A 26,884-nucleotide genomic window follows, 5' to 3' on the forward strand; every position below is an offset into this window, starting at 1 on the left:
ATTACAAAAAATGTTTGAATGGGATGTTCTGGCATATTTTCTTACATTCACATGTGATTCATTTCACGGCTTTAATTGCTCATTCTTATTTATTTCATAAATAAACCTGATAGTAGACGCAAATGGTAGGCTCTGATCAGAGCTAAGTTTGCATTTACATAAATATCAGGTATGACAATGGACACGTTAATCAAACCCTCAATACTCGCACTAACCATCGCCAGTGCACTTAGCGCAAACGCGAACGCAGAGATTATTATTTCCCAGTATGTGGAAGGCGGCGCTTATAATAAAGCGGTCGAGATCGCCAATACAGGTGATACTGCGGTGACACTCACAGGCTATGAATTAGCAAAATCTTCGAATGGTGGCGGCTCGTGGGGCAGCACTCTTGATCTTAGTGACGTAACGTTACAAGCGAAGCAAGTGTATGTGCTTGCTCATGGCGATGCGAGCGAAGCAATAAAGGCGGTTGCGGATTACACTGATAAAAATGTAGCGAACTTTAATGGCGACGATCCGTTGGCACTTCTTAAAGATGGGGAAGTGCACGATATATTAGGTGTGATGGGGGACGTGGATTTCGCTAAAGACACCACGTTAGTTCGTAACAGTGATGCGCTTACACCTTCAACTACCTACCAATCCACTCAGTGGACAGCCTTACCTAAAGATAATATTGATGGTTTAGGAGAATTAAATACAACTGAGCCACCTGCGCCATTTGCTTGTGAAGTAGATGGACAAGAACCAGCCTTTACCACCATCCAAGAGATTCAAGGTGAAGGTGCTTCTTCTCCATTTATTGATGGCTACCCTTACATCACGACCGAAGATCACTTCGTAACTGGTGTGGTCAGTGCTGTAACAACAGGCTTAACTAAAGGCTTCTACCTGCAAGCACTTGAGAATGATGGCAACGACAAGACATCTGAAGGTTTGTTTATTCACACCGATGTTGCCGATACAGAGCTGAAAGCTGGTGATGTTGTTTGTGTGAAAGGGAAAGTACAAGAGTACTACAGCAACACTCAGCTTTCTTCTGATGCAAACAGTTATGTAAAAACAGGCACATCAAACGCCTCTTTGGTTACTCCGTTAACGATTAAGGAAGGGGAAACACTACGTGATGCACTAGAGCGTCATGAAGGTATGCAAGTTGAGCTGAGCTCGGCTAGCGAACTTTTCGTTACTCGTAACTTTTCTTACGATTATGACTCTCGACGCAACAACATGATGTTGTCTCATGAAGCACCGTTGTTTAAGCCGACTCAATTGCATGCAGCAGAGAGTGACGCTGCGGTTGCCCTTGCCAAAGAGAATGCGGCCAACCGTATTTACTTGGAATCGGATAGCAAAGCGCCAAATGGTCAAATCCCATATTTCCCAACGTTTGCACAAGATCTTGACCAAAATGGCTCTTCAGAGCAGCACATTCGCCTAGGCTCTCGTGTCGAAGGCCTGCAAGGTGTCGTGGCTTACAGCTACAACGAGTACCGCCTAATTGCGACCAATGAAGTTGATAGCAGCAACTTTGTCACGTCAGGTGATGACTTTGACGTTGCGCGTAAAGCGGCGCCAGCCATAGCCGATTCTGATTTACGAGTGGCGAGCTTTAACGTTCTTAACTACTTCACTTCGGTTGCTGACAGCGGGCACGACAACCCAACCGGGCAAAATCGTGGCGCGACAAACCTTGATGAGTTCTTGATCCAGCAAGCGAAAATCGTTTCAGCGATGAATAAGATGGACGCGGACATCATTGGCCTGATGGAAGTGGAAAACAACGGCTTTGGTGATGGTAGTGCTATCCAAAACTTGGTTGATGCTTTAAACGCTGAGATTGATGACGTGGAAGATCATTACACGTATGTCGAAATCGAAGAGCAAGACAAATACCAAGAGGAATACTTTGGCAGTGATGCGATCATGGTTGCGATCTTATATCGTGCTAACGCAGTAACACCAAAAGAAGCAGCAAAAGTCATTGTGACGCCAGAGCAACACATTGCAGAGAACACCATTACTCGTAAAGAGGGCACTGAAAGTAACCCTGCATACGACAAATATCAACGCCATAGCTTATTACAGACCTTTACAGTTAAAGAGACTGGCGAAGATTTTTCAGTGGTCGTGAACCACTTTAAATCGAAAGGTTCTGAATGTATTGAAGAGTGGATTGCTGGTGTAGAAGACTCAGAACCCGCGGATCTGCAAGGTAACTGCAACAACTTCCGTGTTTCTGCTGCGAAAGTCGTTGGTGAAGCGCTGAAAGATATTGATGGCGATGTGCTCGTCATGGGCGATTTGAACGCTTACGGCAAAGAAGATCCGTTACTTACCCTCACTGATTACTCAAAAGAGAAATACGGCCGTGATATCTACACTGCCGCTTACACAACCATTGGTGGCGGTGAGCTTCAAGTAGAGAAAACCAAGATTGAAAAAGGCTACGGCCTACACAATTTAAACACCTTGCTGCATGGCGCTGATACGTTCTCGTACACCTATTCAGGTGAGTTGGGGAACTTGGACCATGCATTGGCAAGCAGCAGTTTAGCGCAAAAGGTGGTGGCGATTGAAGATTGGCACATCAACTCCCTAGAAAGTAACTTGTTTGAATACAGCAGCAAATACACGGGTGACATGCCGAAGTATAAAGATGCGTTCTCAGCCTCTGATCATGATCCAGTGATTATTGCTATTGATTTGCCAGATGATGATATCGATTTACCGAAAGCGGGTGAAAACTTAGCTATTGATGTACGTCTACCACCAACTGCGGTTGCGGGCGATATTGTGACAGTGAACTTAACAGCATCCACACAAGCGGCCGCGACAAGCAGTGATGCAAAAGTTTACTCGGCTAGCCAAACCTTGACTCAAACTGACATTGACGCACGCAGCGTGAATATTGAGTTTGAACAAGCGCCAGAACAAGGTAATTACCAGTTAGAAGAGAAAGTGACAGACTCGACAGGCAACGTCGTTAAGTTTAGCTCTGTTCGTGATGTCTCAATGACGCAAACTGAAACGGGTGCAGAAGGTTCGAAGGACTCAGATGGTGGTTCGTTTGGTTTTGGCGCGCTACTCGCGATGCTTGGACTTGGCTTAGTACGTCGCCGCAACTAAGCCTTTATCTCCTAAAATACAGCTGTAAAGACCAAAGGCCAGCCGATGCTGGCCTTTTTATTGCACAAAGACTTGCCTTTCTAGTTTGGTGTTGCAAAATACCGCCCTTAATTGTCGCAAACCAGACAATCATCTCTTAAGTCTTGCCTAAACGGATTGGAGCAGCTGACACTCTATGTTGTTGATCATCGATAACTACGATTCTTTCACTTACAACCTCTACCAATACTTTTGCGAGCTTGGCGCTAGTGTAAAAGTCGTGCGTAACGATGAAATCGACATTCAAGGGATTGAAGCGTTGAACCCAACTCACTTAGTGATCTCACCTGGACCGTGTACGCCAAACGAGGCAGGTATCTCTCTACAAGCTATCGAATACTTCGCTGGTAAGCTTCCAATATTGGGTGTTTGCCTTGGTCATCAAGCGATAGCGCAAGCGTTTGGTGGGGAAGTCGTGCGCGCTCGACAAGTGATGCATGGGAAAACGTCACCTATTCGTCACAATGGTCGCAGTGTGTTTAAAAACCTGAATAACCCACTCACGGTAACCCGTTATCACTCTCTCGTGGTGAAAAACGGTACGTTACCCGATGTGTTTGAACTGACCGCATGGACTGAGCTGCCGGATGGAAGTATGGACGAAATCATGGGTTACCAACATAAAACCCTGCCAATTGATGCAGTGCAGTTTCACCCAGAATCGATCAAAACAGAGCAAGGTCACGAGTTGCTCGCGAACTTTCTAGCACGTAAAGCGATCTGATCGCGATCACTTTTCTTAACAAATCATTCATCTTTTTGCCGAGGTGAGTGGATTGCAAAACTATGCGGTTCATTCTGGCCTCTTTGTCTATTCATGTCTTTTTAAACCTTCTATCCCCTGTATTACATAACATTTATAAAAAATCGCTTCTCTATTTTACTTTCTTGATGCATAAATAGTCATAAGCAGTGATTAATGGAAGTTGCTTTCGAGAACGAAAAGAATAAATCACTATTGAAATGGTTAATTAAATGTAAATACAATGCCGCAATAGCTTAAATGCAAAACATTATTTGCTGGCAAAGAGCGCCGGTTAAATTCGCTTATCTGCTACGCATGCGGTATCAAGAAGGAATGTGCAATGACAACGGAAATTAAAGTAGAGCGCGGTTTATTCGATGAGGTAATGGTACCTTGCTATAACCCGATGGAAATGATCCCTGTTAAAGGTGAAGGTTCACGTGTTTGGGATCAGGAAGGTAATGAATATATCGACTTTGCTGGTGGTATTGCAGTGAGCTGTCTTGGCCATTGTCATCCAGTAATGGTAAACGCATTAACAGAGCAAGCTAACAAGCTTTGGCACTTAAGTAACGTGATGACGAACGAACCAGCACTTCGTCTGGCGAAAAAGCTAACAGAAGTGAGCTTTGCTGAGCGCGTATTCTTTGCTAACTCTGGCGCAGAAGCGAACGAAGCGGCACTTAAGCTGGCACGTCGTTACGCTGCTGACGTACATGGTGCTGAGAAATCAGAAATCATCGCATTCAAACAAGGTTTCCACGGTCGTACGTTCTTTACCGTAACGGTTGGTGGTCAAGCGGCTTACTCTGACGGTTTTGGTCCTAAGCCTGGTGACGTTACCCACTTACCTTACAATGATATCGAAGCACTACAGGCACACATGTCTGATCGCACATGTGCGGTGATGATGGAGCCGCTACAAGGTGAAGGCGGTATCGTGCCACCAACGCCTGAGTTTGCTCAAGCAGTACGTGAGCTGTGTGACAAACACAACGCGCTACTGATCTTCGATGAAGTGCAAACCGGTAATGGTCGTACAGGTAACTTCTACGCTTACCAAGGTTTAGGTATTACACCTGATATTCTAAGCACCGCGAAATCACTTGGTGGCGGTTTCCCAATCGGTGCAATGCTTACTACTGCAAAATTAGCAGAGCACATGAAAGTCGGTACGCACGGTTCAACATACGGCGGTAACCCACTCGCGTGTGCTGTAGCAGAAGCAGTTGTGAACGAAGTTACTAAGCCTGAAGTGTTGGCTGGTGTGCTAGAACGCGAAGCGATGTTCCGAGAAGGTCTAGAGAAGATCAACGCGAAGTACAACATCTTCTCAGAAGTTCGTGGTCAAGGCCTATTGCTTGGCGCTGCACTGAATGAAGAATGGCAAGGCCGCGCACGTGATGTTCTCGTCGCTGCAGGCAGACAAGGTCTAATGGTATTGGTTGCGGGTGCCAATGTCGTACGTTTCACACCATCACTCGTTATCACACAACAAGAAATTGAAGAAGGCTTGGCGAAACTGGATAAAGCGATCGCGACTTTAGTTTAAGCGCGATATCAGTTTCAACGTCAACGCAGACACCCCCGTCAAGGATCTCTGATGGGGGAATTGTTCCTACAATATAGTTAGGATCTTCTTGCATCTGGAGGGAGTATTGATGCTAGTAGTTCGCCCTATCGCGATGTCGGATTATGACGCGCTGCACACTTGTGCGGTGGAGTCTGGTCACGGATTTACATCTCTACCGGTTAACGAAGAACTGTTAACCAATCGAATCAAACACTCAGAGTACAGCTTTGGTAAGCCAGATGTGGCAGAACCAGGTGATGAAGGCTACCTGATGGTCGGCTTTGACTCTGAAACGGGTGAGGTTGCGGGTACCACCGGAATCGAAGCATCTATCGGCTGGGATGTCCCATTTTACTCGTATCACATTAGTAAAGTGGTGCACTCGTCACCAAAGCTTGGCGTCAATAATGTCGTCAAACTGCTTACTTTTGGTAATAACTACACGGGTAACAGCGAAATTTGTACCTTGTTCTTGCGTGAGAAATTCCGCCAAGGTCTGAATGGTCGTCTAATGTCGAAGTGTCGTTTCCTCATGATGGCTGAGCACCCAGAGCGTTTCTCTGAAACGATCTTTGCGGAGATGCGTGGTGTTTCAGACGACGAAGGCAACTCGCCGTTCTGGCAATGGTTACAAGAGCATTTCTTCTCCATCGATTTCACGCTTGCGGATTACCTCACAGGTATCGGCAAGAAAGGCTTTATTGCTGACTTAATGCCGAAGCTGCCTATTTACATCAACCTGTTGAGTCCAGAAGCGCAAGCCGTGATTGGTCAAGTGCATGACAATACTCGCCCAGCATTAAAGCTGCTTGAGCGTGAAGGCTTCACTAACCGTGGCTACGTGGATATTTTCGATGCGGGTCCAACCGTTGAATGTGACTTACGCAATATTGAATCGGTACGTCACTCGTTCCGTGCGCAAGTGAAAATTGCACAACATAGCAGTACGCAAGACTTCTTGATGTGCAACTCATCGTTCGAAAACTTCCGCGCAGCAGTCACCAAAGCGGCGTATGACCCTGAAACACAAAGCGTCATGATCGCACCAGACGTTGCGGATGCACTTTTGGTTGAGGAAGGGGATTTTGTTCGCCTTCTTCCGCAGTAACAGACGACAGAATTTAAGGATAGAAACAATGACACATTGGATTGCAGGTGAATGGGTACAAGGTCAGGGTGAAGCATTTACGTCTCTGTCACCTTACAACCAAGAAGTGATCTGGCAAGGCAACGGTGCAACGGCAGAGCAGGTGAATCAAGCGGTATCTGCAGCGCGTGAAGCGTTTATTGACTGGAAAAAACGCCCATTTGCAGAGCGTGAAGCGATCGTGTTGGCTTTTGCTGAGAAAGTAAAAGAGAACAGCGAGAAAATCGCTGAAGTCATTGCCAAAGAAACTGGTAAGCCAATTTGGGAAACGCGCACTGAAGCAGCGGCAATGGCAGGTAAAATTGCCATCTCTATTCGTGCTTACCATGACCGCACTGGTGAAGCGAGCCGTGAAGCGGCGGGCAACCAAATTGTGTTACGTCATCGCCCACTGGGCGTGATGGCGGTATTTGGCCCATATAACTTCCCTGGTCACCTACCAAATGGTCACATTGTGCCTGCGTTACTAGCGGGTAACACCGTTGTGTTCAAGCCATCCGAGCAAACGCCTTGGACTGGCGAGCTAGCTATGAAACTTTGGGAAGAAGTAGGTCTGCCGAAAGGCGTGATCAACCTTGTCCAAGGTGCGAAAGAAACCGGTATTGCGCTTGCTGATGCGAAAGGCATTGATGGCGTACTGTTCACGGGCAGCGCGAACACGGGGCATGTATTGCACCGTCAATTTGCGGGTCAACCAGGCAAAATGTTAGCACTAGAAATGGGTGGTAATAACCCGATGGTGATCTCTGATAAATACGGTGATTTGGATGCCACGGTGTACACCATCATCCAGTCAGCGTTTATCAGTGCCGGGCAGCGTTGTACGTGTGCTCGTCGTTTGTATGTGCCATTGGGTGAGAAAGGCGATGCGCTTATCACCAAGCTCGTCGAAGCGACGAAGAATATTCGCGTAGACCAACCATTTGCAGAGCCTGCGCCATTTATGGGGCCGCAAATCTCCGTTGCCGCAGCCAAGTTCATTCTCGATGCACAAGCGAACCTTCAATCACTTGGTGGTGAAAGCTTGATTGAAGCTAAAGCAGGAGAGGCGGCGTTTGTTTCTCCGGGCATTATTGATGTAACGAACATTGCTGAGCTACCAGATGAAGAGTACTTCGGTCCACTTCTGCAAGTGGTGCGTTACGAAGGGCTAGAAAAAGCCGTAGAACTGGCGAACGACACGCGCTTTGGTCTCTCTGCTGGTTTAGTTTCAACTGACGACCAAGAATGGGAATACTTCGTTGACCATATTCGTGCAGGGATCGTGAACCGTAACCGCCAGCTCACTGGTGCAAGTGGTGATGCGCCATTTGGTGGTCCTGGTGCGTCAGGTAACCTACGTCCAAGCGCTTATTACGCAGCAGACTACTGTGCGTACCCGATGGCATCAATGGAAGGTCAAGAGACTATCTTGCCTGCAACATTAAGCCCAGGTGTGGCGCTATAAGTTTTAATAACAGAGTCGCAACCATGTATTGCGGCTCACCTTGCCGGCGAATCATTTAGGTATGGGTTGTAGTGATCGTTGGCAGAACACGGAAAGTGAGCAAAGACTCGGAAAAGCGTGTTGACTGACTGGCATTTACCGTCACAGGTTGATGGCTGCTCGTTCATTATTCTGGACAACTTTTCGTTGTGAGCGAGCAGTCAACTTCCGCTTACCTTTTAACTCTACATCTCGTAACAAGGAGTCGTTATGACGCCCGATGTGTTATTTGAATCGCTATGGCAAGATTACATTCAACGTCTTTGCCCTTCTGCTGCGAAAGTACATCAGCTGCTTCAAGAAGATGAGCCTCTGATTAATGATCATATAGCTTTACGTACCTTCAATATTGCGCCTCTTGGTATCGAAACCTTAGCTAAACCATTTGTAGCCATTGGCTACCAGGCATGTGGTGACTACGTTTTCGAAAGTAAAAAGCTGGTTGCTAAACACTATGAGCACCCTGATCCGAAGCAACCTAAAGTCTTTATTAGTGAGCTAAAAGTTGAGGAGTGTTCACCTGAGCTGCAAGAGATTGTGAAAAAGCTGGTGGCACAAGTCGATGCAGGCAAGCTGAACGATAGCGCATTCTTACATGGTGGACGCTTGTGGGATTTAAGCTTTGCTGACTACCAAACGTTGGCTAAAGAAAGTGAATATGCATCTTGGTTGGCTGCGCATGGTTACGGCGCAAACCACTTCACGGTGAGCGTTAACCAGCTCAATGAATACGAAGAAGTGAAGCAAGTAAACGATCACTTACGTACGGCCGGATTTACCATCAATGAAAACGGCGGGGAAGTGAAGGGCACTCCTGAGGTGCTACTAGAACAATCATCGACCATGGCGGATAAAGTGGCGGTTCGCTTTAGCGAAGGCACTGAAATTATCCCTGGTGGCTTTTACGAGTTTGCTAAGCGCTACCCGATGGAAAATGGTGAGCTGTACCCAGGTTTTGTGGCGGCTTCAGCGGACAAAATCTTTGAAAGTACGAATGGCTAACTTTTAGGGTGAACCTTTCGGCTAACCAACTTGCTCATTAGTCTTTTGTTGCTCTGAGCTTAATGTGGTTACAAGACAAATAAAAAGCCACCAATGTCGCCATTGGTGGCTTTTATAATTTTGTTCGCGTCACTCTGGTTTGAGATTAACGAGTACCGTAAACCACGATAGTTTTACCGTGCGCAGAGATTAAGTTCTGCTCTTCTAACATTTTCAAGATACGACCTACTGTCTCACGAGAACAGCCAACGATTTGACCGATTTCTTGACGAGTGATCTTGATTTGCATGCCGTCTGGGTGAGTCATTGCGTCTGGTTGTTTTGCAAGGTTCAGAAGCGTCTGAGCGATACGACCAGTTACGTCTAGGAACGCCAGGTCACCCACTTTTTGGCTAGTTACTTGAAGACGACGAGCCATCTGCGCAGAAAGGCGCATTAGGATGTCTGGGTTTACTTGGATAAGCTGACGGAATTTCTTGAAAGAAATTTCAGCAACTTCACAAGGAGATTTAGCACGAACCCAAGCTGTGCGCTCTTGGTCTTCCTCGAATAGACCAAGTTCACCAATAAAGTCTCCTTGGTTTAGGTAAGAAAGGATCATCTCCTTACCTTCTTCGTCTTTGATAAGAACCGCAACAGAACCTTTAACGATGTAGTACAAAGTTTCTGCCTTTTCGCCCGCGTGAATTAGCGTGCTCTTTGAAGGGTACTTATGAATATGACAATGTGAAAGAAACCACTCTAATGTTGGGTCGGTTTGAGGTTTACCTAGAACCATAATATCTCACTTCCTCTGCAGGGTACGCTTGCGCTATCCATATTTTAGCTAAGCCTGAATTAGGCATACTAGAATAAGAGCACTTTTTATATGCTGCAAGCTCTCTTGTGTTTCGGTAAGAAATAGTATCCTTTTTCGAAAACGATTTCTTGATTTTAATCGTGCCATGATTGAGATTTTGTAAGCAAAACTGTGCACATGATCACGGTATGAAAAGTAAACATCTTCGCAGGCAGGTTTTTAGCCAATTTTCCCTGTTTCGATGAGCTGTTGTAGGATAGGCCGAACTATGAGCTCCATTGCAAAGCTCATCTTACCGCCTGGCACGACAATCGTGTTGTGGCGTGACATGAATGAGCCATCAATCATAGCCAGGAGATATGGGAAGTCGACTTTCTTTATCCCACGCAAGCGAATCACGACAAAGCTCTCATCTAGACTTGGGATACCTTTCGCGTTAAGTGGGTTAGAGGTATCGACCGTTGGGACGCGCTGAAAGTTAATATGAGTGCGAGAAAATTGCGGAGTGATGTAGTTAAGATAATCGTCCATCGAGCGCACGATAGAATCCATTACTGCTTCTCGTGAATGACCGCGGTCACGAGTATCACGCACAAACTTTTGGATCCACTCTAAGTTTACGATTGGTACCATACCAATCAAGAAATCCACATGCTGCGCAACATTAACATCGCCATCCACAACACCGCCGTGCAAGCCTTCATAGAAGAGAACGTCACTGTTCTCCGGTAAGTCCTGCCATGGTGTGAAGGTACCAGGCATTTGATTATAAGGTACGGCCTCGTCAAAGGTGTGTAGGTAGCGACGTACGCTGCCTGCGCCATCGTGACCATATTTACGGAAAAACTCTTCCAATCCTGGAAAGTCATTAGCTTGAGGGCCAAAGTAGCTAATGTGTCGACCTTGCTCGCGCGCTTTACGGATTTCTATATCCATTTCAGGGCGAGTAAAGCGATGGAAGCTGTCGCCTTCAACCCATGCGGGTTTAACGTTCATCATATTGAACATCTTACGGAAGGCTTCAGATGTAGTGGTCGTGCCGGCACCGGATGAACCAGTAACCGCAATAATTGGGTGTTTAGCTGACATGACAAACCTTGTCGAAAATTACTTACCTGTAATGTGCAGTAGGCTGCTACTGCACGGTCGATAACCCACTATAGCACGTAACAATGCCTTGTCATTGAGTGGGGTACGGTAAAATGTGAAGGGTCTAAAATTTTGTTTTTACCTGAATATCGACGGTTTCGTGCAGTTCAGAGAATACGATAACCGCTTCGCCTTTTTCTAATTGAGTTTTTACTTGATCCACTTTGTCTTGCAAAGAAATCTCGACGGTTCCGTAATCCGTGCCTTCACGTAAGACGAATTCACGAATTAAGTTTTCCAATGTTTCTGGCGCAATGTCTTGCCATGGAATGATCATAAATACCTCGAACTTTTATGATGAGCGGCTAGTTTACTGCTTTCGCTGCTTGGATACAGCAGAAAGGTAATCTGCGGCAATACTTTCGTAATACGCTGGCAGCGCTTCTTCCAACCAAAATTTCGGCTTGAGCGCTGAACCTGTAAGGAAACCAACATGCCCACCGTGCTCAAAGAGACGGTAATCAATATTATCTGGCAGAACAAATTTCGGGATCACATCGTCGGTCATGAATGGATCGTCTTTGGCGTGAATGATCAGTGTCGGTAGCGTGATCTGTTGTAATTTACTTAAGCCAGAACATTGATCGTAATAATCTTGTGCGTCTTTAAAACCGTGCAGTGGTGCCGTGATCAAATCATCGAATTCATACAATCGTGTGACACGTTTTATTGAGTTGTAGGACAAAGCGAGCTCGCCATGCAACAAGTGATGTTTTTGCAACGCGTTGCGTTTGAGCGAAGAGAGCAGGTAACGGCGATACACTTTCGAAAAGCCTTGTTCAATACGGTTCGCACACGCTGCTAGGTCTAAAGGCGCTGAGATAATGGTCGCCGCATTCAAAATGGGGTGGTCTTTGTATTGGGCTAAATAATTCGCCAACATGTTACCGCCAAGAGAAATACCGACCGCAACTTTGGGGTTATCAGGAAAGCGTTGCTCAAGGTGCTCTAAGAAGTGGCGGGCGTCAGTCACTTCACCAGAATGATAGGCGCGAGCTTTCTTGTTTGGCTTACCGCTACAACCGCGGAAATGCATCATCACCGACAGCCATCCGGATTGAGCAAATGCATTCATTAGGCCATTGGCGTAAGGGCTATAGAAGCAGCCTTCTAGTCCATGAAATAAAACAAAAATCGGCTTTTTTTGCGCAGGTTCTTGGGTTGGGTCCTCGCTCCATGCGAGATCGAGAAAGTCTCCATCGGATGTATCGAGGGTTTGCCAAATCGGCGTAAACAACGCTTTTTTGCGAATAAAACGCGGTAAAAGCGTTTGAAGATGCGGGTTTTTGATCCCGGCGGCTGCGAAAAATTGTGTCATACCTAACTGCTCTTATGCGGTTCTTCGGTGTCAGTTGAAGAACTTATTAATATAATCCTTTATAAAGATTATAGGTATTCTACAGATTTATGGGCGTTTTGGTGGTTGAATGTTTGGCACCGGAATAGCAAAGGCCTGTTGCAAATGCTCACCACCAAGTTGACGACAGTATCTCAGCGTGAGTGGGACGCCATCATTTTTGACCAGCGTGAGCGAGTTAATGCAGTTCACCAAATCCGCTTGTTGCTGCTTTTCTAGTTGCAGCTCAAACTGCAAGGTTTCACGATATAAAGCGTCATTGACTTGAGACTTAAGATGGCGACGTAAGTCGCGAAAAGAGTGCAGTAAGGTTTCGCTTCGGCCCAGACAGCTTTGCACCAGAGGCCAGTCTTTTTCTTGGAAAATGAGTTGCTGCTCATCGAGCCATCTGAGCAGCAGGAGTAGGTTCACGTTGCCGTGATAATTGTTCTGCAATGATAAACACGCTTCTTTCACTTCTCGCACACCATAAAACTGCAGACTGAACTGCCAAAGGTGTTCTAGGGTGAGTGTGTATTCAGCGTGTTGATTACTCATTGATTAAACTCTAGCTCCATCTGCTCCAGTTCTTCCTGAGCAGACATCCATTCCATTTCAATTTCTTCGAGCTCTGCCTTACTAGAAGCTTGAAGAGCCAGCACTTGGTTAAGTTTAGCTTTATTTTCGGCTTCATACAGTGAGTTATCTGCCAATTGTTCTTCAGCTTCGGCCAGTGCAGCACCTAACTTATCCATTTTATTTTCTAATTGTGTCAGCGTTTTGCGAATTGGCGCCGTCTGCTTACGAAATTCTGCATCGCGACGTTTCTGCTCTTTTTTCGCTGCGGCGCTGTTGGCGCTATCTTTGGCTGGCTGTGTGGCTTGTGCCTCTTTGCGTTCCGCTCTTTGTTGCTCGGTTAACCACTTGTAGTAGTCGTTTAAGTCACCATCGAACGGCGCAACTTGACGATCGTGCACCAAGTACAAGTCATCGGTTGTAGCACGCAATAGGTAACGGTCGTGCGAAACAATCACCATTGCACCTTCGAACGTTTGCAGTGCCATCGTCAATGCCTGACGCATGTCCAAATCCAAGTGGTTGGTTGGTTCATCAAGTAGCAACAGGTTTGGCTTTTGCCACACAATTAAGGCCAGCACTAAACGGGCTTTTTCACCACCCGAAAACGGCGCGACGCTCTCCAGTGCTTTGTCGCCTTGGAAGCCAAAGCTGCCTAGGTAATCACGTAGCTGTTGTTCGGTTTGATCCGGCGCGATCTGCATCATGTGTTGCAGCGGCGTTTCCTCTGGGTGCAGCGTTTCTAATTGATGCTGAGCAAAGTAACCTATTTTTACGCCTTGTGAGTAAGTCAGATCGCCACCTTGCGCGTTAAGCTCACCAGAGAGTAATTTGATTAAGGTCGATTTACCCGCGCCATTACGGCCGAGCAGACCAATGCGACTGCCAGGAACCAAGTTCAAGCGGATCTTCTCTAAGATCAGGTTGTCACCGTAGCCTGCCGATACTTCATCCATCATCATGATTGGGTTTGGCAGCGCCGCGGGCTCACGGAATTGGAAGCTAAATGGGTTATCGAATTGAGCGGGTAACACTTTTTCCATACGCTCCAAAGCTTTAATACGGCTTTGAGCCTGGCGTGCTTTAGAGGCTTTATAACGGAAGCGGTCGATGTAGCTTTGCATGTGCGACATCTGTTTCTGTTGCTTCTCGAACATCGCTTGCTGCAGCACCATTTTTTGCGCTCGTTGGTTTTCGAACGACGAATAGTTACCCGTGTATTCGTTCAATTGTTGGTTTTCGATGTGGATAATACGGCCAACAATTGGGTCAAGGAAATCACGGTCGTGCGAGATCAGGATCAGTGTACCTGGGTAGTTTTGTAGCCAACGTTCAAGCCACATCACTGCGTCTAAGTCCAAGTGGTTGGTTGGCTCATCGAGTAGCAATAAGTCAGAACGGCACAATAGCGCCTGGGCTAAGTTAAGGCGCATACGCCAACCACCTGAGAATTGAGTCAAACTCCAACTCATTTGCTCTTGGCTGAAACCTAAACCGTCGAGCAATTCTGCCGCGCGAGCGCGAATGCTATAACCGCCGATGGTTTCAATTTTACCGTGGATCTCGGCAACCAAGGTGCCGTTGTCTTGTGCTTCCGCTTCAGCCAACTGCTTTTCGAGCGCTCGGTACTCGCGATCACCATCAATGACGTATTCCAGTGCAGTGCGCTCTAGCGCAGGCGTTTCCTGTGCGACCCAGGCCAACTCCCAATGTTGAGGTTGGCTAAATGAGCCTGCATCAATCGACAGTTCATCTTTCAGCAATGCAAATAGCGTTGATTTACCACAGCCATTTTTGCCCACAAGGCCGACTTTATCGCCAGGATGGATAGTCGCTGAAGCTTGATCTAAAAGAGGTTTACCGCCACGCAGTAACTGAATATCAGAGAAGGTAATCATAAAGTTTTCATTCACTTTGCGCAGTGCGCGTTGCTTGGTTACATAGCGAAGTGGTTTCAATCGTTTTTAAAGCCACTTGGGTATATATCTAGCGGTGAATAGTAGGGGTATTGGCCGGAAAAGTCGATTGATTCGCTTTAATTGCATTATGCTGTACAAAAAAGTATAACAATTTGATAACGGATAAAAATAACCACAAGGACGACCATTTGGCTGTTGCACCGTCTATTCTCCCAAAAGTTCTGGTCATTTATGCTCATCCAGAGCCACATAACTCGATTGCTAATCAAGTGATGATTAAAAAAGCTCAGTCGCTTGATCACGTCACTGTGCACGATCTTTACGGTGTTTACCCTGACTTCTTTATTGATGTGAATTACGAACATGAGTTGTTGCTTACGCATGATGTGATCGTGTTTCATCACCCGCTTTATATGTATTCATGCCCAGCCCTGTTAAAAGAGTGGTTGGACCGAGTGCTGGGCAAAGGTTTTGCTTTTGGCGGAGGTTCGGCACTAGAGGGAAAATACTGGCGCAGTGTGATTACAACGGGGGGGAAAGAAGAGGCCTTTAGCGCGAAGGGGTACAACAAATATCCATTAGAGCAAATCCTACAACCGTTTGAACTGACGGCCGCCTTGTGTCAAATGCACTGGATTGAACCTTTGGTGTTGTATTGGTCGCGTAATGTCTCGGATATTGAGCGGTATGAGCACGCCGAATTGTATCGTCGGTGGTTGAACAACCCACTTGAAAACTGGGAAGCAACAGACCAAGGAGGTCAGTATGGCGATAACCAGTGAGTTTCTTCAAAGTAGCGTGGTCTTTCTCTCGGCTGCGGTTATCGCGGTGCCGATTGCTCAGCGTCTCGGACTTGGCTCGGTTTTAGGTTATTTACTTGCCGGTGTGTTGATTGGCCCTTGGGGTCTTGGCTTAATCAGTGATGTTGATGCTATTTTGCACTTTGCTGAACTTGGGGTCGTGTTGTTACTGTTCTTGATCGGCCTTGAACTAAATCCTAAAAAACTGTGGCAAATGCGAGGACCGATTCTAGGTTTAGGCGGCGCGCAGGTGGTGGTTACGACCGCCGTGCTCGGCAGTATCGTCAGTATGTTCGGCGTAAGCATGCAAGTGAGTTTGGTGATTGGGATGGGGTTGGCGCTGTCCTCGACGGCAATTGCTCTTAAAGTGATTGAAGAGCAAGGGCTCAATGGCACCGAAACGGGTCAGTCTGGTTTTGCGGTATTGCTCTTTCAAGATATTGCCGTGATCCCAATGTTGGCAATGTTGCCCTTGCTTGCTGGCGGGCAGAGTGGCGGTAGTTGGGTGGATGTCTTCACGGTATTAGGCAGTGTGGTGGCACTGCTGATTGGTGGTCATTTCTTATTGCGTCCACTATTTCGTTTTGTTGTGATGAGCGGCGTTCGTGAGCTCTTTACCGTCGCCGCATTGTTGGTTGTGCTTGGGATTTCTGTCGTGATGCAAAAGCTCGGGCTTTCTATGGCTCTAGGGACTTTCTTAGCCGGCGTTCTGCTGGCTGAGAGTGAGTATCGACATGAATTGGAAATCGCTATCGAGCCGTTTAAAGGTTTGTTGTTGGGGTTGTTCTTCATCGCGGTTGGCATGGCGGTAAATTTGGGATTATTGGCATTACACCCTTTAGAGATTCTGGGCGCGGTGGTGGCTTTGGTCGTGGTTAAGGGCTTGGTTTTGTATGCATTGGCGAGAGCTGCCCGTGTCGGAGCTAAAGCGAGAAGCCGTATGGCCGCGATTTTAAGCCAAGGTGGTGAGTTTGCCTTTGTCATATTTACCGCAGCGAGCCAAGAGGGCATTTTATCCAAAGAGCAAGTAGCGTTTTTGTTGGTGGTGGTCAGTTTATCCATGGTGACGACACCACTTTTGCTGATGGGACAAAAAAAATGGTTTGCTCATACCCTGAATCAAGAAGAAGAGGGCATGACCACGAAAGTAGTGGATCGTCGGCCACGTGTGATCATTGCAGGCTTTGGACGTTTCGGTCAGATCGTCGGACGTTTAATGTATGCCAATAAAATCAAAGTGACGGTATTAGAAAGTGATGCCAGCCAAATCCACCTACTGCGCAAGTATGGTTACAAAGTGTTTTATGGCGATGCTACCCAAATTGATCTTTTGCGGGCTGCTGGCGCAGATAAAGCAGAAGCATTGGTCATTTGTACCGATTCACCTGATGAGGTGATGGCCATCGTTGATATCTGCCGCGTGCACTTCCCGAAACTTAAGTTGCTAGCCCGAGCAAGAAGCCGTGTCGAGGCGTATCAGTTAATGAGCCACGGTGTCGAGAATTACTCTCGTGAAACATTTTTAGGGGCATTAGATCTCGGTCGCCAAGCGCTCGTAGAACTTGGTATGCACCCTTATCAAGCAAAGCGGGCAGAAGCACATTTTCGTAAGTTAGATAATGCTATGCTTAAGGACTTATTGCCTCAGCACAATGAAGATAAGAAATTGGCTCAGAGAGCGAAAGAGGCACGCAAAGAGCTAGAAGAAATATTTGGTCGTGAGATGGAGAGCGACCATCAGTCACCTAATCATTGGAAGTAGTACTTGAGCCAAGACTCAAGCTAAGGAAATAGCGTGAAAATCAAGAAACGTTTTATTGCCGGCGCTAGCTGCCCAAATTGCAGCCAGCAAGATACCCTGCGCTGGTGGATTGAAAATAATATCGAGTTAGTTGAGTGTGTCGAGTGTGAGTTTACTGAGCAGCGTAAACCGCAATCTGTAGAGAAAAATAAACACTCAGATCAGGAAATGATCGGAATTTTTAAGCCGGAATAATTGAACTTCGATAATTGATCCCCATAATACACCCAGATATCTCAGTACTTAACCCCATTCAGGTTAAGTCAATTAATCTCCCTGGAGTTAGTATGAAAATTGAAAAGAACGTTGTTGCAAGCCTTGCATACAAAGTAATGTTGGAAGACGGTGTGGTTGTTGATCAATCAACAGCAGAAGCGCCTCTAGATTACCTTCACGGTCACAACAACCTAATCACTGGTCTTGAAAAAGAGCTTGAAGGTAAAGTGGCTGGCGACAAGTTCTCAGTAACGGTAGCTCCTGAAGAAGCTTACGGCGAGCACAACGATGCGCTAGTACAACGCGTTCCTGCGGACGTATTCCAAGGCGTTGACCAAATCGAAGTGGGCATGCGCTTCCTAGCTGACACTGACCAAGGTCCAATCCCTGTAGAAGTAACAGAAGTTGACGGCAACGAAGTGGTTGTTGACGGTAACCATATGCTAGCTGGTCAAACACTAACTTTCGAAGTAGAAGTTATGTCTACACGTGAAGCAACAGCAGAAGAGATCGAACACGGTCATATCCATCAAGCTGGTGGTTGTGGTCATGACCATGATCACGATGATGAAGGCTGCTGTGGCGGCGGCAGCTGTGGTTCTCACTAATCACAAGCTCCTTCACTAGATAATCTTATCTAGTAAAGCTTTGAAAAGCGCAAGTTGAGGTTTCAACTTGCGCTTTTTGTTTATCTAAGGTGTAGTGCATAGAAGAAAAGAACAACTCATGGAAAAAGCGATGACAAAACCTTTCTCGATTGCGATTCATGGTGGCGCAGGCACCATTTTACGTGAACAGATGAGCAATGAACTTCAGCAATCGATCTTGGCTGATTTGGAAGCGTCGGTAAAAGCTGGCTATCAAATTCTAGAGAAAGGCGGCGACGCTTTGGATGCGGTTGTTGCTGCAGTAAAAGTATTGGAAGACTCGCCTAACTTTAATGCGGGTAAAGGCTCGGTGCTGACCAACAACGAAATGGTAGAAATGGATGCCTCTGTCATGGATGGTCGAAACCAAGCCGCAGGCGCGGTCGCTGGTGTTCGTCATATCAAGAATCCAATTGAGCTCGCTCGTGACGTAATGCGAAACAGCAATCACGTGTTGTTGGTGGGTGAGGGCGCAGAGCAGTTTGCTTTTGAACAAGGCCATGAGTATACCGAACAGGATTACTTCTTTACTGATCGCCGTTATGAGCAGTTGCTGTCTATGCGTGAGAAAGGGCTGTTTGCTTTGTCGGAATCTCGCTACCCAGATGATCGTAAACATGGCACCGTCGGAGCCGTAGCGTTGGACCAACAAGGTAACTTAGCCGCTGCCACCAGTACGGGTGGCGTAACGAATAAGCAATACAATCGAGTTGGGGATTCGGCTTTGATAGGCTGTGGCACGGTGGCCGAAAATGGCGTTGTCGCAGTTTCAAGTACGGGTGTCGGTGAGTTTTTTATCCGTAAACGTGTCGCAGAAGACGTCGCCGCGCGGATGCGTTACTTACAAGAAGATATTCATACTGCTTGTGAGCATATTATTCAGGGGGAACTGAAAGAGATGGGCGGCGAAGGCGGTTTAATCGCAATTGACGCGCAAGGTGAGCTGCACTTTGCGATGAACAGCTCTGGCATGTACCGAGCTGGCATTAATACGCAAGGCGAGCTGAGCGTTAAAATTTACGCCGACGAATAGCTTCCTCTTAAGTAATCAATACAACAAAGCCCAGAATATGTTCTGGGCTTTGTGCTATTTGAGCCTGCATTTTAATAATGCGGTGGTGGGGTTTCTTCTGACGGATCGGCTAAATTCGACGAGTCCATATTTTTTACTTTACCTACCACATATTTCATCTGATCGAGCATCTTGGTAATTTGCAGTTGCTGCTGCGATAAGGCGCCGTTCAGATCTTCAATAGTCTGTTCTTGGAACGCAAGCTGACATTCTAAGTCATTAATGCGTGCTTCCAATTGCTGAATGATTTTTTCTGTCATGATCCGTTCTCTAACTGCCAAGCTTGGGCAATACCTGCTGAAGTAGCAGTAATTACGCGTTGTTTTGAATCAAAGGCTGCATCATACACGACCGCACGGGGAGGGCGAGTGTCTTTTTTTGGCTCAACTTCAAATCCGCCAATCCGTTTTCCGGTTTGAGTATCCCATATTGAAACGCGGCCAGAAGGCGTTCCTGTCACTAACTGAGTTCCGTCGTCAGAAAATCGCGCAGTAGAAAAGATCAATTGGCGCGACCAACTGCTCAACTGTGTGACTTCTTGTCCAGTTTTTAAATCCCAAATTACCGCTTGGTTTCCGCCATCGGATGTCATTGCTAACTTGCCATCTCGTTGCAGGGCAACACGAACAACCCGTTGTTCATGTTCGAAGGTCCGCAGCACTTGTCCGGTTTCGGTGTCCCACAAATACGCTTTGTAGTCATTACCACCAGTCAGTGCGAAGCGGCCATTAGGAGAAATGGCGACGGAATTGACTTTTTCACGATGCGCAAGGAACTCCAAGCGACGTCCGGTGACTAAGTTGACGTAAATTGCTTTACCGTTGGATAACCCGAGCAGAACTTGCTCACCGTTACTGGTGATATCAACGTCGCGAATGAGCGCATCAGAAATAGACCAAAGGCCTTCGGATTGCGTCCAACCTAAGTCCCAAACTGCGAAGTTCATTTGGCTTGCTGTGACTGCATAGCGACCATTGTCTGAGATACGAATATGGGATACCACGTTGGCATCGGCATCGAGCTCACCCAGGTTGGCTAGTTGTTCATTTTGCTCTAGGTCCCACAACATCAAATGGTGTTGCTGAGAATAGAGCAGAGCAAATCGTCCATCTCTGCTAAGTGCGAAGCTCGTCGCACCCTGAGGCTCTATCGGCCAACGGTGCACTTCACGCTCGGCGAAAAAGCAACCATTTAACGTGGTGATGACAATTAAATATAGGAATAAATGAGAAATTCTTTGCATCACATCTAATAATCCGGTTTGTGTCTTAAGACATATAGCTAGTATATTGGTATAACGATTGTCTTCACTAGTCTCATAGAAGATTTGTGCACAACAACCAATGGCAAAGCCATTATTGGGAGAATTTAATGAAATCAGTTTTAAAAGTGTCGCTACTTGCTGCAACAGTTATGCTAGCGGTAGGTTGTCAGAAAGAAGAAACTAAAACAGAAGCCGCACCTCAAGCAGAACAAGTTCAAGCAGAAACCGGTAAAGCGGTTCACTTTAAAACCGACGACGATAAAGCGGCATACGCAATCGGTGTTTCATTTGCTAACTACCTAAGCACAAGCATCGACAAGCCAAGCGAAATCGGCATTAATCTTAACAAAGACTTGGTACTAAAAGGTATCGAAGACGTCTTCAGAGGCAATGCTGAATTGAATGAAGAAGAAACACGTGCAGCACTAGAATCTCTAGATAAGCGTGTTGCTGAAAAGATGCAAGCACAAGCGGCTGAGAAAGCAGCTGAAGCAAAAAAAGCTGGCGATGATTTCCGTGCTGAGTTCGAGAAGCAAGAAGGCGTAGTGAAGACAGATACAGGTCTTCTATACCAAGTTATTACTCCTGCTGAAGGTGAGAAGCCAAAAGACACTGATACGGTTCAAGTACACTACAAAGGTACGCTAATCGATGGTACGCAATTTGATAGCTCTTACGATCGTGGTGAACCTGCAACATTCCCACTTAACCGTGTAATCCCAGGTTGGACAGAAGGTGTTCAGCTAATGCCTGTGGGTTCTAAATTCAAATTCGTTATCCCGCCAGAGCTAGCATACGGTGATCAAGACACACCAAGCATTCCTGCTAACTCAACGCTAGTATTTGAAGTTGAGCTGCTAAAAGTCGAGAACGACAACGCAGAGCAATAACAATAAGCCGCGATAAGTTATTGAAAAAGGTCCGTTTAACGGGCCTTTTTTGTTCTAGGTCACTAGTTGGTGAGTTTGCTAGGTTGATTTTCAAATTTTCTGATAAACTTACACCAATTTGTTGATTTTTCGCTCGAAGGCTTATGACAACTACAGAAACAATAAACGCGGAGATGTTGCTCGAAATGGAATCCGTTAACGTGATGCCGTTTACCGAGCACGACAAAATCATTTTAAGATCTTATGAGGCGGTCGTTGATGGTATCGCCAGCCTGATAGGTCCCTTTTGTGAAATCGTTCTTCACTCGCTAGAAGACTTAAATACCTCTGCAATTAAAATCGCTAACGGTGAAAACACGGGTCGCCAAGTCGGCTCACCGATCACTGATTTAGCGCTTAAAATGCTAAAAGACATCGAAGGCTCGGAGCGCAACTTCTCACGTTCGTATTTTACCCGTGCAAAAGGTGGCGTGTTGATGAAGTCGATCACTGTTGCCATTCGTAATGGTGAAAACCGCGTGATTGGTTTGTTGTGTATCAACGTCAACTTGGATGCGCCTTTCTCGCAAGTCCTTCAATCTTTCATGCCAACGCAAGAAGCAAAAGAAGCGGCTTCCTCGGTTAACTTTGCTAGTGACGTAGAAGAGCTGGTGGACCAAACTGTTGAACGCACCATCGAAGAGATCAATGCGGATAAATCCGTATCGAACAACACCAAGAACCGCCAAATCGTGATGGAGTTGTACGACAAAGGCATTTTCGATATTAAAGATGCCATCAACCGCGTTGCAGATCGTCTTAACATTTCAAAACACACCGTCTACTTATACATTCGTCAACGTAAAACCGAGGACGATGAAAAGTGAGTAAACTGACTTACACGTTGGTGGTGAACGGTCCTGTTTACGGTAGCCAGTCAGCGCGCAGTGCTTATCAGTTCGCCAAGGCGGTGATTGAGCAAGGCCATCAGTTAGTGAGCGTTTTCTTTTATCAAGAGGGCGTGACCAATGGTACTGCTTTGAGTGTGCCTGCCAACGACGAATTTGATCTCAATAAGGCATGGCAATCTTTGGCAAAAGAGCATGGTGTTCGTCTAGAAACTTGTGTTGCTGCAGCTTTGCGTCGCGGTATCGTAAGTGAAGAAGAAGCGAATCAACATGGTTTGGTCCAGAGCAATCTAGCGGAAGGTTTTGAGCAAGCCGGCTTAGGTAGCTTAGCCGAAGCGATGTTAACCCAAGACAGAGTGGTACAGTTTTGAGTCAGCTAACTTATCTATTTCGTAGCGCACCGCATGGCAGTGCGGCTGGTCGTGAAGGTGTGGATGCACTGTTAGCTGCATCGGCTTACTGTGAAGATATCAGCGTCATTTTCATGGGAGATGGGGTTTACCAGCTTCTACTAGGACAAGAACCGAGTAAGATCTTGAGCAAAGATTATGCGCCGATGCTGAAGCTTTTCGATTTATACGATATCGAACAAGTCTTTGTGTGCTCAGAGTCATTAGCTCAGCGAGGTTTGGCTCAAGCGGATTTAGTCATTGAAGCTCAAGCGTTAAGCTCAGAGCAGCTCAAAGATAAGTTGCAACACGCTGGCAAGCTACTGTCGTTCTGAGGAAGTTATGCTACATATTATAAAAACGGTCTCCGCTCTAGAAGACGCCATGCCCTTATGTAATGTACAGGATGACATCTTACTTATAGAAGATGCCGTGTACGCTGCTAACTCGCAGCATAAAGCGTTTTCCCACCTAAAAAACCGCAGTGTATTTGTGCTAGAGAGCGATATTCACGCTCGCGGTATTGCGAATCGTATCAGTCCATCACTGACGATCGTGAATTACTCAGGCTTCGTTGAGCTCACAGTTAAACAGGATAAATCGCTTACTTGGGATTGAACGTGATTTACTGTCGCTAAAGCTTTACGGATGAATTGTCCTAATTGAACAAAAAAGATCCGTATATTTCTTGACACACCTCTCACTGCTGCATAGAATTTTGCGTCCCTAACTGCAATGGTAGTTGGGGATAGATTTTTCACAAAGCTTACTTTCAAGTAAATCAGGAGCTAGTTAATGGCAACTATTAACCAGTTGGTACGTAAGCCTCGTGCAAAGCAAGTTGTTAAAAGCAACGTGCCTGCACTAGAAGCGTGCCCACAAAAACGTGGTGTATGTACTCGTGTTTACACTACTACACCTAAAAAACCTAACTCAGCACTTCGTAAAGTTTGTCGTGTACGTCTGACAAACGGCTTCGAAGTTACATCGTACATCGGCGGTGAAGGTCACAACCTTCAAGAGCACAGTGTTGTACTAATCCGTGGCGGTCGTGTAAAAGACCTTCCGGGTGTACGTTACCACACTGTTCGCGGTGCACTTGACTGTGCTGGCGTTAACGACCGTAAACAAGGTCGTTCTAAGTACGGTGTGAAGCGTCCTAAGTCTTAATGGATTCCGTTAAGTAAGGCCAAACACTAAATTATTTTTAATTTTTTGAAAAAACTGAAAAGTTTTGGATAAAACCTGAAGAAGACAACGGAGATAAATCCATGCCACGTCGTCGCGTCATTGGTCAGCGTAAGATCCTTCCAGATCCAAAATTCAAATCTGAATTGCTGGCAAAATTCGTTAACATCCTAATGGTTGACGGTAAAAAATCTACTGCAGAGAAAATCGTTTACACTGCACTAGATGCTATGGCTGAAAAGTCTGGTAAAGACCACTTAGCTATTTTTGAAGAAGCTCTTGAAAACGTACGCCCTGCGGTAGAGGTTAAATCTCGCCGTGTTGGTGGTTCAACTTACCAAGTACCTGTAGAAGTACGTCCGGTTCGCCGTAACGCACTTGCTATGCGTTGGTTGGTTGAAGCTGCGCGCAAGCGTGGTGAAAAATCTATGGCTCAACGCCTAGCAGCTGAAATGCTAGACGCGTCTGAGAACAAAGGTACTGCGGTTAAGAAACGTGAAGACGTTCACCGCATGGCTGACGCAAACAAAGCGTTCGCTCATTACCGCTGGTAATACCTTCTGTGCTGCGAGGTTCTCTCGCAGCACTTTTCTATACTCTAAGGTACACCTTAGTAAGAGGATACAATCGTGGCTCGTAAAACTCCTATTGAGCGCTACCGTAATATCGGTATCTGTGCTCACGTAGATGCAGGAAAAACAACCACAACTGAGCGTATTCTGTTCTACACTGGCCTTTCTCACAAAATCGGCGAAGTTCACGATGGTGCTGCAACCATGGACTGGATGGAGCAGGAGCAGGAACGTGGTATCACTATCACATCCGCTGCGACTACTACATTCTGGCGTGGTATGGAAGCACAGTTCCCTGAGCATCGCGTAAACATCATTGATACCCCTGGACACGTTGACTTTACTATCGAAGTAGAGCGTTCTCTTCGTGTACTTGATGGTGCTGTGGTTGTGTTCTGTGGCTCATCTGGTGTTGAACCTCAGTCTGAAACTGTATGGCGTCAAGCAGACAAATACCACGTTCCACGTTTGGTATTTGTAAACAAGATGGACCGTGCGGGAGCAGACTTCCTACGCGTTGTGGACCAAATTAAAAATCGTCTTGGTGCGAACCCTGTTCCAATCCAACTGAACGTTGGTGCAGAAGATGAGTTCAGAGGTGTCATCGACCTTATCAAGATGAAGATGATCAACTGGAATGAAGCCGATCAAGGCACTTCGTTTACTTACGAAGACATCCCAGCTGACATGATCGAACTTGCTGAAGAGTGGCGCAACCACATGGTTGAATCCGCTGCTGAAGCTAGCGAAGAGCTGATGGACAAGTACCTTGAAGAAGGTGAATTGACTGAAGCTGAGCTCAAACAAGCTCTACGTACTCGTACACTAAACAACGAAATCGTACTGGCCACTTGTGGTAGTGCGTTTAAGAACAAAGGTGTTCAAGCGGTACTAGATGCTGTGATCGAGTTCTTGCCATCGCCAGTTGACGTACCTGCAATTAAAGGTGTTGACGAAAGAGAAAATGAAGTTGAGCGTCACGCTGACGACAACGAACCATTCTCTGCGCTAGCATTTAAGATCGCGACTGACCCATTCGTGGGTACGCTAACGTTCATGCGTGTTTACTCTGGTGTAGTAAACTCCGGCGACGCTGTTTACAACTCTGTAAAAGAGAAGAAAGAGCGTTTCGGTCGTATCGTTCAGATGCATGCGAATAAGCGTGAAGAAGTGAAAGAAGTTCGCGCTGGTGATATCGCTGCTGCTATCGGTCTGAAAGACGTAACAACAGGTGACACATTGTGTGATCAGAACCACAAAGTGATTCTAGAGCGCATGGAGTTCCCTGAACCAGTTATTCAGATTGCTGTAGAACCTCGTTCTAAGGCAGACCAAGAGAAAATGGCTATCGCGCTAGGTAAACTGGCTGCGGAAGATCCATCATTCCGCGTGGAAACGGACGACGAATCAGGTCAGACTCTGATCTCAGGTATGGGTGAACTTCACCTAGACATTATCGTTGATCGTATGAAGCGTGAATTCAGCGTTGATTGTAACGTTGGTAAACCTCAGGTTGCTTACCGTGAAACCATTCGTGGTAAAGCGGAAGTTGAAGGTAAGTTTGTTCGTCAATCAGGTGGTCGTGGTCAATACGGTCATGTGTGGGTCAAACTTGAGCCTTCTGAACCTGGCGAAGGTTTCGTATTCGTAGACGAAATCGTGGGTGGTGTGATTCCTAAGGAATACATCAGTTCGGTATCGAAAGGTATCGAGGAACAAATGAATAGTGGTGTTCTAGCGGGTTACCCTGTACTAGATATTAAAGCTACACTATTTGATGGTTCTTACCACGATGTAGACTCAAGCGAGATGGCGTTTAAGATCGCTGGCTCGATGGCATTCAAGAAAGGTGCACTAGAAGCACAACCTGTGATTCTAGAACCAATGATGAATGTCGAAGTAACCACTCCGGAAGACTGGATGGGTGACGTTGTTGGTGACCTAAACCGTCGTCGCGGTATCATTGAAGGCATGGACGAAGGTGTGGCTGGTCTTAAGATCATCCGTGCTCAAGTACCACTATCTGAAATGTTCGGTTACGCAACTGATCTACGTTCTGCAACTCAAGGCCGTGCGTCTTACTCTATGGAGTTTCACGAGTACGCTGAAGTGCCGAAAAACTTCGCAGATAAAATTATTGCAGAGCGTGGTTACTAATTGACGATTGAACTACAAAAAGTTTACGACTTTTTGCGAGATCAGGGCGTCCAAATATTGCGCTAACGGGCGTTGGCGCATAAAATAACAATTTCTGG

Annotated in this window: 27 protein-coding genes; 19 read left to right on the forward strand and 8 right to left on the reverse strand. The window is 46.4% G+C overall.

All coding sequences use genetic code 11. The annotated features are described in order from the left end of the window. The first annotated feature begins 177 nt into the window (after positions 1-177). The 6 genes from ACZ5ZC_RS18625 (at position 178) to ACZ5ZC_RS18650 (ending at position 9,124) form a co-directional block, all read left to right on the forward strand. Positions 178-3,132: an ExeM/NucH family extracellular endonuclease gene (locus ACZ5ZC_RS18625; protein WP_464932184.1), complete on the forward strand. Its 2,955-nt coding sequence runs from the start codon at positions 178-180 to the stop codon at positions 3,130-3,132. Between the two features lie 175 nt (positions 3,133-3,307). Then, positions 3,308-3,895 carry an aminodeoxychorismate/anthranilate synthase component II gene (locus tag ACZ5ZC_RS18630; protein WP_048626693.1) on the forward strand — a complete coding sequence of 196 codons (588 nt, stop codon included), beginning with the start codon at positions 3,308-3,310 and terminating at the stop codon, positions 3,893-3,895. Between the two features lie 361 nt (positions 3,896-4,256). After that, entirely contained in the window at positions 4,257-5,468 is a 1,212-nt protein-coding gene (locus ACZ5ZC_RS18635; RefSeq protein WP_054868290.1) for an aspartate aminotransferase family protein, read from the forward strand. A 109-nt stretch (positions 5,469-5,577) separates the two neighbouring features. Next, the gene (astA, locus tag ACZ5ZC_RS18640; RefSeq protein WP_085344615.1) at positions 5,578-6,597 is read left to right on the forward strand and encodes an arginine N-succinyltransferase; all 1,020 of its coding nucleotides are present in this window, start codon (positions 5,578-5,580) and stop codon (positions 6,595-6,597) included. Positions 6,598-6,625: 28 nt separating this feature from the next. Next, positions 6,626-8,083, forward strand: a complete 1,458-nt coding sequence (gene astD / locus ACZ5ZC_RS18645) for a succinylglutamate-semialdehyde dehydrogenase (RefSeq protein WP_243328456.1) — start codon at positions 6,626-6,628, stop codon at positions 8,081-8,083. Positions 8,084-8,332: 249 nt separating this feature from the next. Then, positions 8,333-9,124, forward strand: coding sequence for a DUF1338 domain-containing protein (locus ACZ5ZC_RS18650; protein ID WP_005397681.1), 792 nt, complete (start codon positions 8,333-8,335; stop codon positions 9,122-9,124). Positions 9,125-9,269: 145 nt separating this feature from the next. Here ACZ5ZC_RS18650 and crp read toward each other — a convergent pair whose 3' ends face one another. From crp to ACZ5ZC_RS18680, 6 genes are all read right to left on the reverse strand, one after another. Further along, entirely contained in the window at positions 9,270-9,902 is a 633-nt protein-coding gene (gene crp, locus ACZ5ZC_RS18655; RefSeq protein WP_005381432.1) for a cAMP-activated global transcriptional regulator CRP, read from the reverse strand. Between the two features lie 240 nt (positions 9,903-10,142). Further along, on the reverse strand, positions 10,143-11,012 hold the full coding sequence (locus ACZ5ZC_RS18660) for a phosphoribulokinase (RefSeq protein ID WP_005397679.1): 870 nt from the start codon (positions 11,010-11,012) through the stop codon (positions 10,143-10,145). Between the two features lie 124 nt (positions 11,013-11,136). Beyond that, positions 11,137-11,349 carry a YheU family protein gene (locus tag ACZ5ZC_RS18665; RefSeq protein WP_048626696.1) on the reverse strand — a complete coding sequence of 71 codons (213 nt, stop codon included), beginning with the start codon at positions 11,347-11,349 and terminating at the stop codon, positions 11,137-11,139. Positions 11,350-11,382: 33 nt separating this feature from the next. Then, the gene (locus ACZ5ZC_RS18670; RefSeq protein ID WP_046874535.1) at positions 11,383-12,390 is read right to left on the reverse strand and encodes a hydrolase; all 1,008 of its coding nucleotides are present in this window, start codon (positions 12,388-12,390) and stop codon (positions 11,383-11,385) included. A gap of 87 nt (positions 12,391-12,477) precedes the next feature. Next, entirely contained in the window at positions 12,478-12,966 is a 489-nt protein-coding gene (locus ACZ5ZC_RS18675) for a TIGR02444 family protein (RefSeq protein ID WP_054868287.1), read from the reverse strand. Beyond that, positions 12,963-14,882 carry an ABC transporter ATP-binding protein gene (locus ACZ5ZC_RS18680; protein ID WP_054868301.1) on the reverse strand — a complete coding sequence of 640 codons (1,920 nt, stop codon included), beginning with the start codon at positions 14,880-14,882 and terminating at the stop codon, positions 12,963-12,965. The genes ACZ5ZC_RS18675 and ACZ5ZC_RS18680 overlap by 4 nt, the downstream gene beginning before the upstream one ends. Before the next feature lie 209 nt (positions 14,883-15,091). Between ACZ5ZC_RS18680 and kefG the strand changes: the two genes are divergently transcribed. From kefG to ACZ5ZC_RS18705, 5 genes are all read left to right on the forward strand, one after another. Further along, positions 15,092-15,685 carry a glutathione-regulated potassium-efflux system ancillary protein KefG gene (gene kefG / locus ACZ5ZC_RS18685; RefSeq protein WP_301577692.1) on the forward strand — a complete coding sequence of 198 codons (594 nt, stop codon included), beginning with the start codon at positions 15,092-15,094 and terminating at the stop codon, positions 15,683-15,685. After that, on the forward strand, positions 15,669-17,465 hold the full coding sequence (gene kefB / locus ACZ5ZC_RS18690; protein WP_464932185.1) for a glutathione-regulated potassium-efflux system protein KefB: 1,797 nt from the start codon (positions 15,669-15,671) through the stop codon (positions 17,463-17,465). Before kefG ends, kefB begins: the two co-directional genes overlap by 17 nt. Positions 17,466-17,498: 33 nt before the next feature. Further along, on the forward strand, positions 17,499-17,699 hold the full coding sequence (locus tag ACZ5ZC_RS18695) for a YheV family putative zinc ribbon protein (RefSeq protein ID WP_005381449.1): 201 nt from the start codon (positions 17,499-17,501) through the stop codon (positions 17,697-17,699). 92 nt (positions 17,700-17,791) lie between these two features. Further along, positions 17,792-18,328: a peptidylprolyl isomerase gene (slyD, locus tag ACZ5ZC_RS18700; protein ID WP_047010415.1), complete on the forward strand. Its 537-nt coding sequence runs from the start codon at positions 17,792-17,794 to the stop codon at positions 18,326-18,328. 130 nt (positions 18,329-18,458) lie between these two features. Next, complete coding sequence (locus ACZ5ZC_RS18705) at positions 18,459-19,400, forward strand: isoaspartyl peptidase/L-asparaginase (RefSeq protein WP_054868300.1); 942 nt, start codon at positions 18,459-18,461, stop codon at positions 19,398-19,400. A gap of 71 nt (positions 19,401-19,471) precedes the next feature. Here ACZ5ZC_RS18705 and ACZ5ZC_RS18710 read toward each other — a convergent pair whose 3' ends face one another. Both ACZ5ZC_RS18710 and ACZ5ZC_RS18715 read right to left on the reverse strand, forming a co-directional pair. Then, a complete protein-coding gene (locus ACZ5ZC_RS18710; RefSeq protein WP_005381455.1) occupies positions 19,472-19,699 on the reverse strand; it encodes a SlyX family protein in 228 nt (75 codons plus the stop codon). Next, positions 19,696-20,682: a WD40 repeat domain-containing protein gene (locus ACZ5ZC_RS18715; RefSeq protein ID WP_046874532.1), complete on the reverse strand. Its 987-nt coding sequence runs from the start codon at positions 20,680-20,682 to the stop codon at positions 19,696-19,698. Before ACZ5ZC_RS18715 ends, ACZ5ZC_RS18710 begins: the two co-directional genes overlap by 4 nt. A 128-nt stretch (positions 20,683-20,810) precedes the next feature. Here ACZ5ZC_RS18715 and fkpA point away from each other — a divergent pair, with 128 nt between their 5' ends. From fkpA to fusA, 8 genes are all read left to right on the forward strand, one after another. Next, positions 20,811-21,593 (forward strand): FKBP-type peptidyl-prolyl cis-trans isomerase, encoded by a 783-nt coding sequence (gene fkpA, locus ACZ5ZC_RS18720; protein WP_054868284.1) that lies wholly within the window; start codon positions 20,811-20,813, stop codon positions 21,591-21,593. 143 nt (positions 21,594-21,736) lie between these two features. Next, positions 21,737-22,459, forward strand: coding sequence for a helix-turn-helix transcriptional regulator (locus tag ACZ5ZC_RS18725; protein ID WP_031780643.1), 723 nt, complete (start codon positions 21,737-21,739; stop codon positions 22,457-22,459). Continuing rightward, on the forward strand, positions 22,456-22,851 hold the full coding sequence (gene tusD, locus ACZ5ZC_RS18730; RefSeq protein ID WP_046874531.1) for a sulfurtransferase complex subunit TusD: 396 nt from the start codon (positions 22,456-22,458) through the stop codon (positions 22,849-22,851). Before ACZ5ZC_RS18725 ends, tusD begins: the two co-directional genes overlap by 4 nt. Beyond that, positions 22,848-23,204, forward strand: a complete 357-nt coding sequence (gene tusC, locus ACZ5ZC_RS18735) for a sulfurtransferase complex subunit TusC (RefSeq protein WP_005397648.1) — start codon at positions 22,848-22,850, stop codon at positions 23,202-23,204. The genes tusD and tusC overlap by 4 nt, the downstream gene beginning before the upstream one ends. 7 nt (positions 23,205-23,211) lie before the next feature. Beyond that, positions 23,212-23,487 (forward strand): sulfurtransferase complex subunit TusB, encoded by a 276-nt coding sequence (gene tusB, locus ACZ5ZC_RS18740; RefSeq protein ID WP_047010412.1) that lies wholly within the window; start codon positions 23,212-23,214, stop codon positions 23,485-23,487. Positions 23,488-23,664: 177 nt separating this feature from the next. Continuing rightward, complete coding sequence (gene rpsL / locus ACZ5ZC_RS18745) at positions 23,665-24,039, forward strand: 30S ribosomal protein S12 (RefSeq protein WP_004399892.1); 375 nt, start codon at positions 23,665-23,667, stop codon at positions 24,037-24,039. A gap of 101 nt (positions 24,040-24,140) precedes the next feature. Continuing rightward, entirely contained in the window at positions 24,141-24,611 is a 471-nt protein-coding gene (gene rpsG, locus ACZ5ZC_RS18750; RefSeq protein ID WP_005382796.1) for a 30S ribosomal protein S7, read from the forward strand. Positions 24,612-24,686: 75 nt separating this feature from the next. Next, complete coding sequence (fusA, locus tag ACZ5ZC_RS18755; protein WP_005397643.1) at positions 24,687-26,786, forward strand: elongation factor G; 2,100 nt, start codon at positions 24,687-24,689, stop codon at positions 26,784-26,786. Positions 26,787-26,884: the final 98 nt, after the last annotated feature.

This window comes from Vibrio sp. JCM 18905, assembly GCF_055393305.1.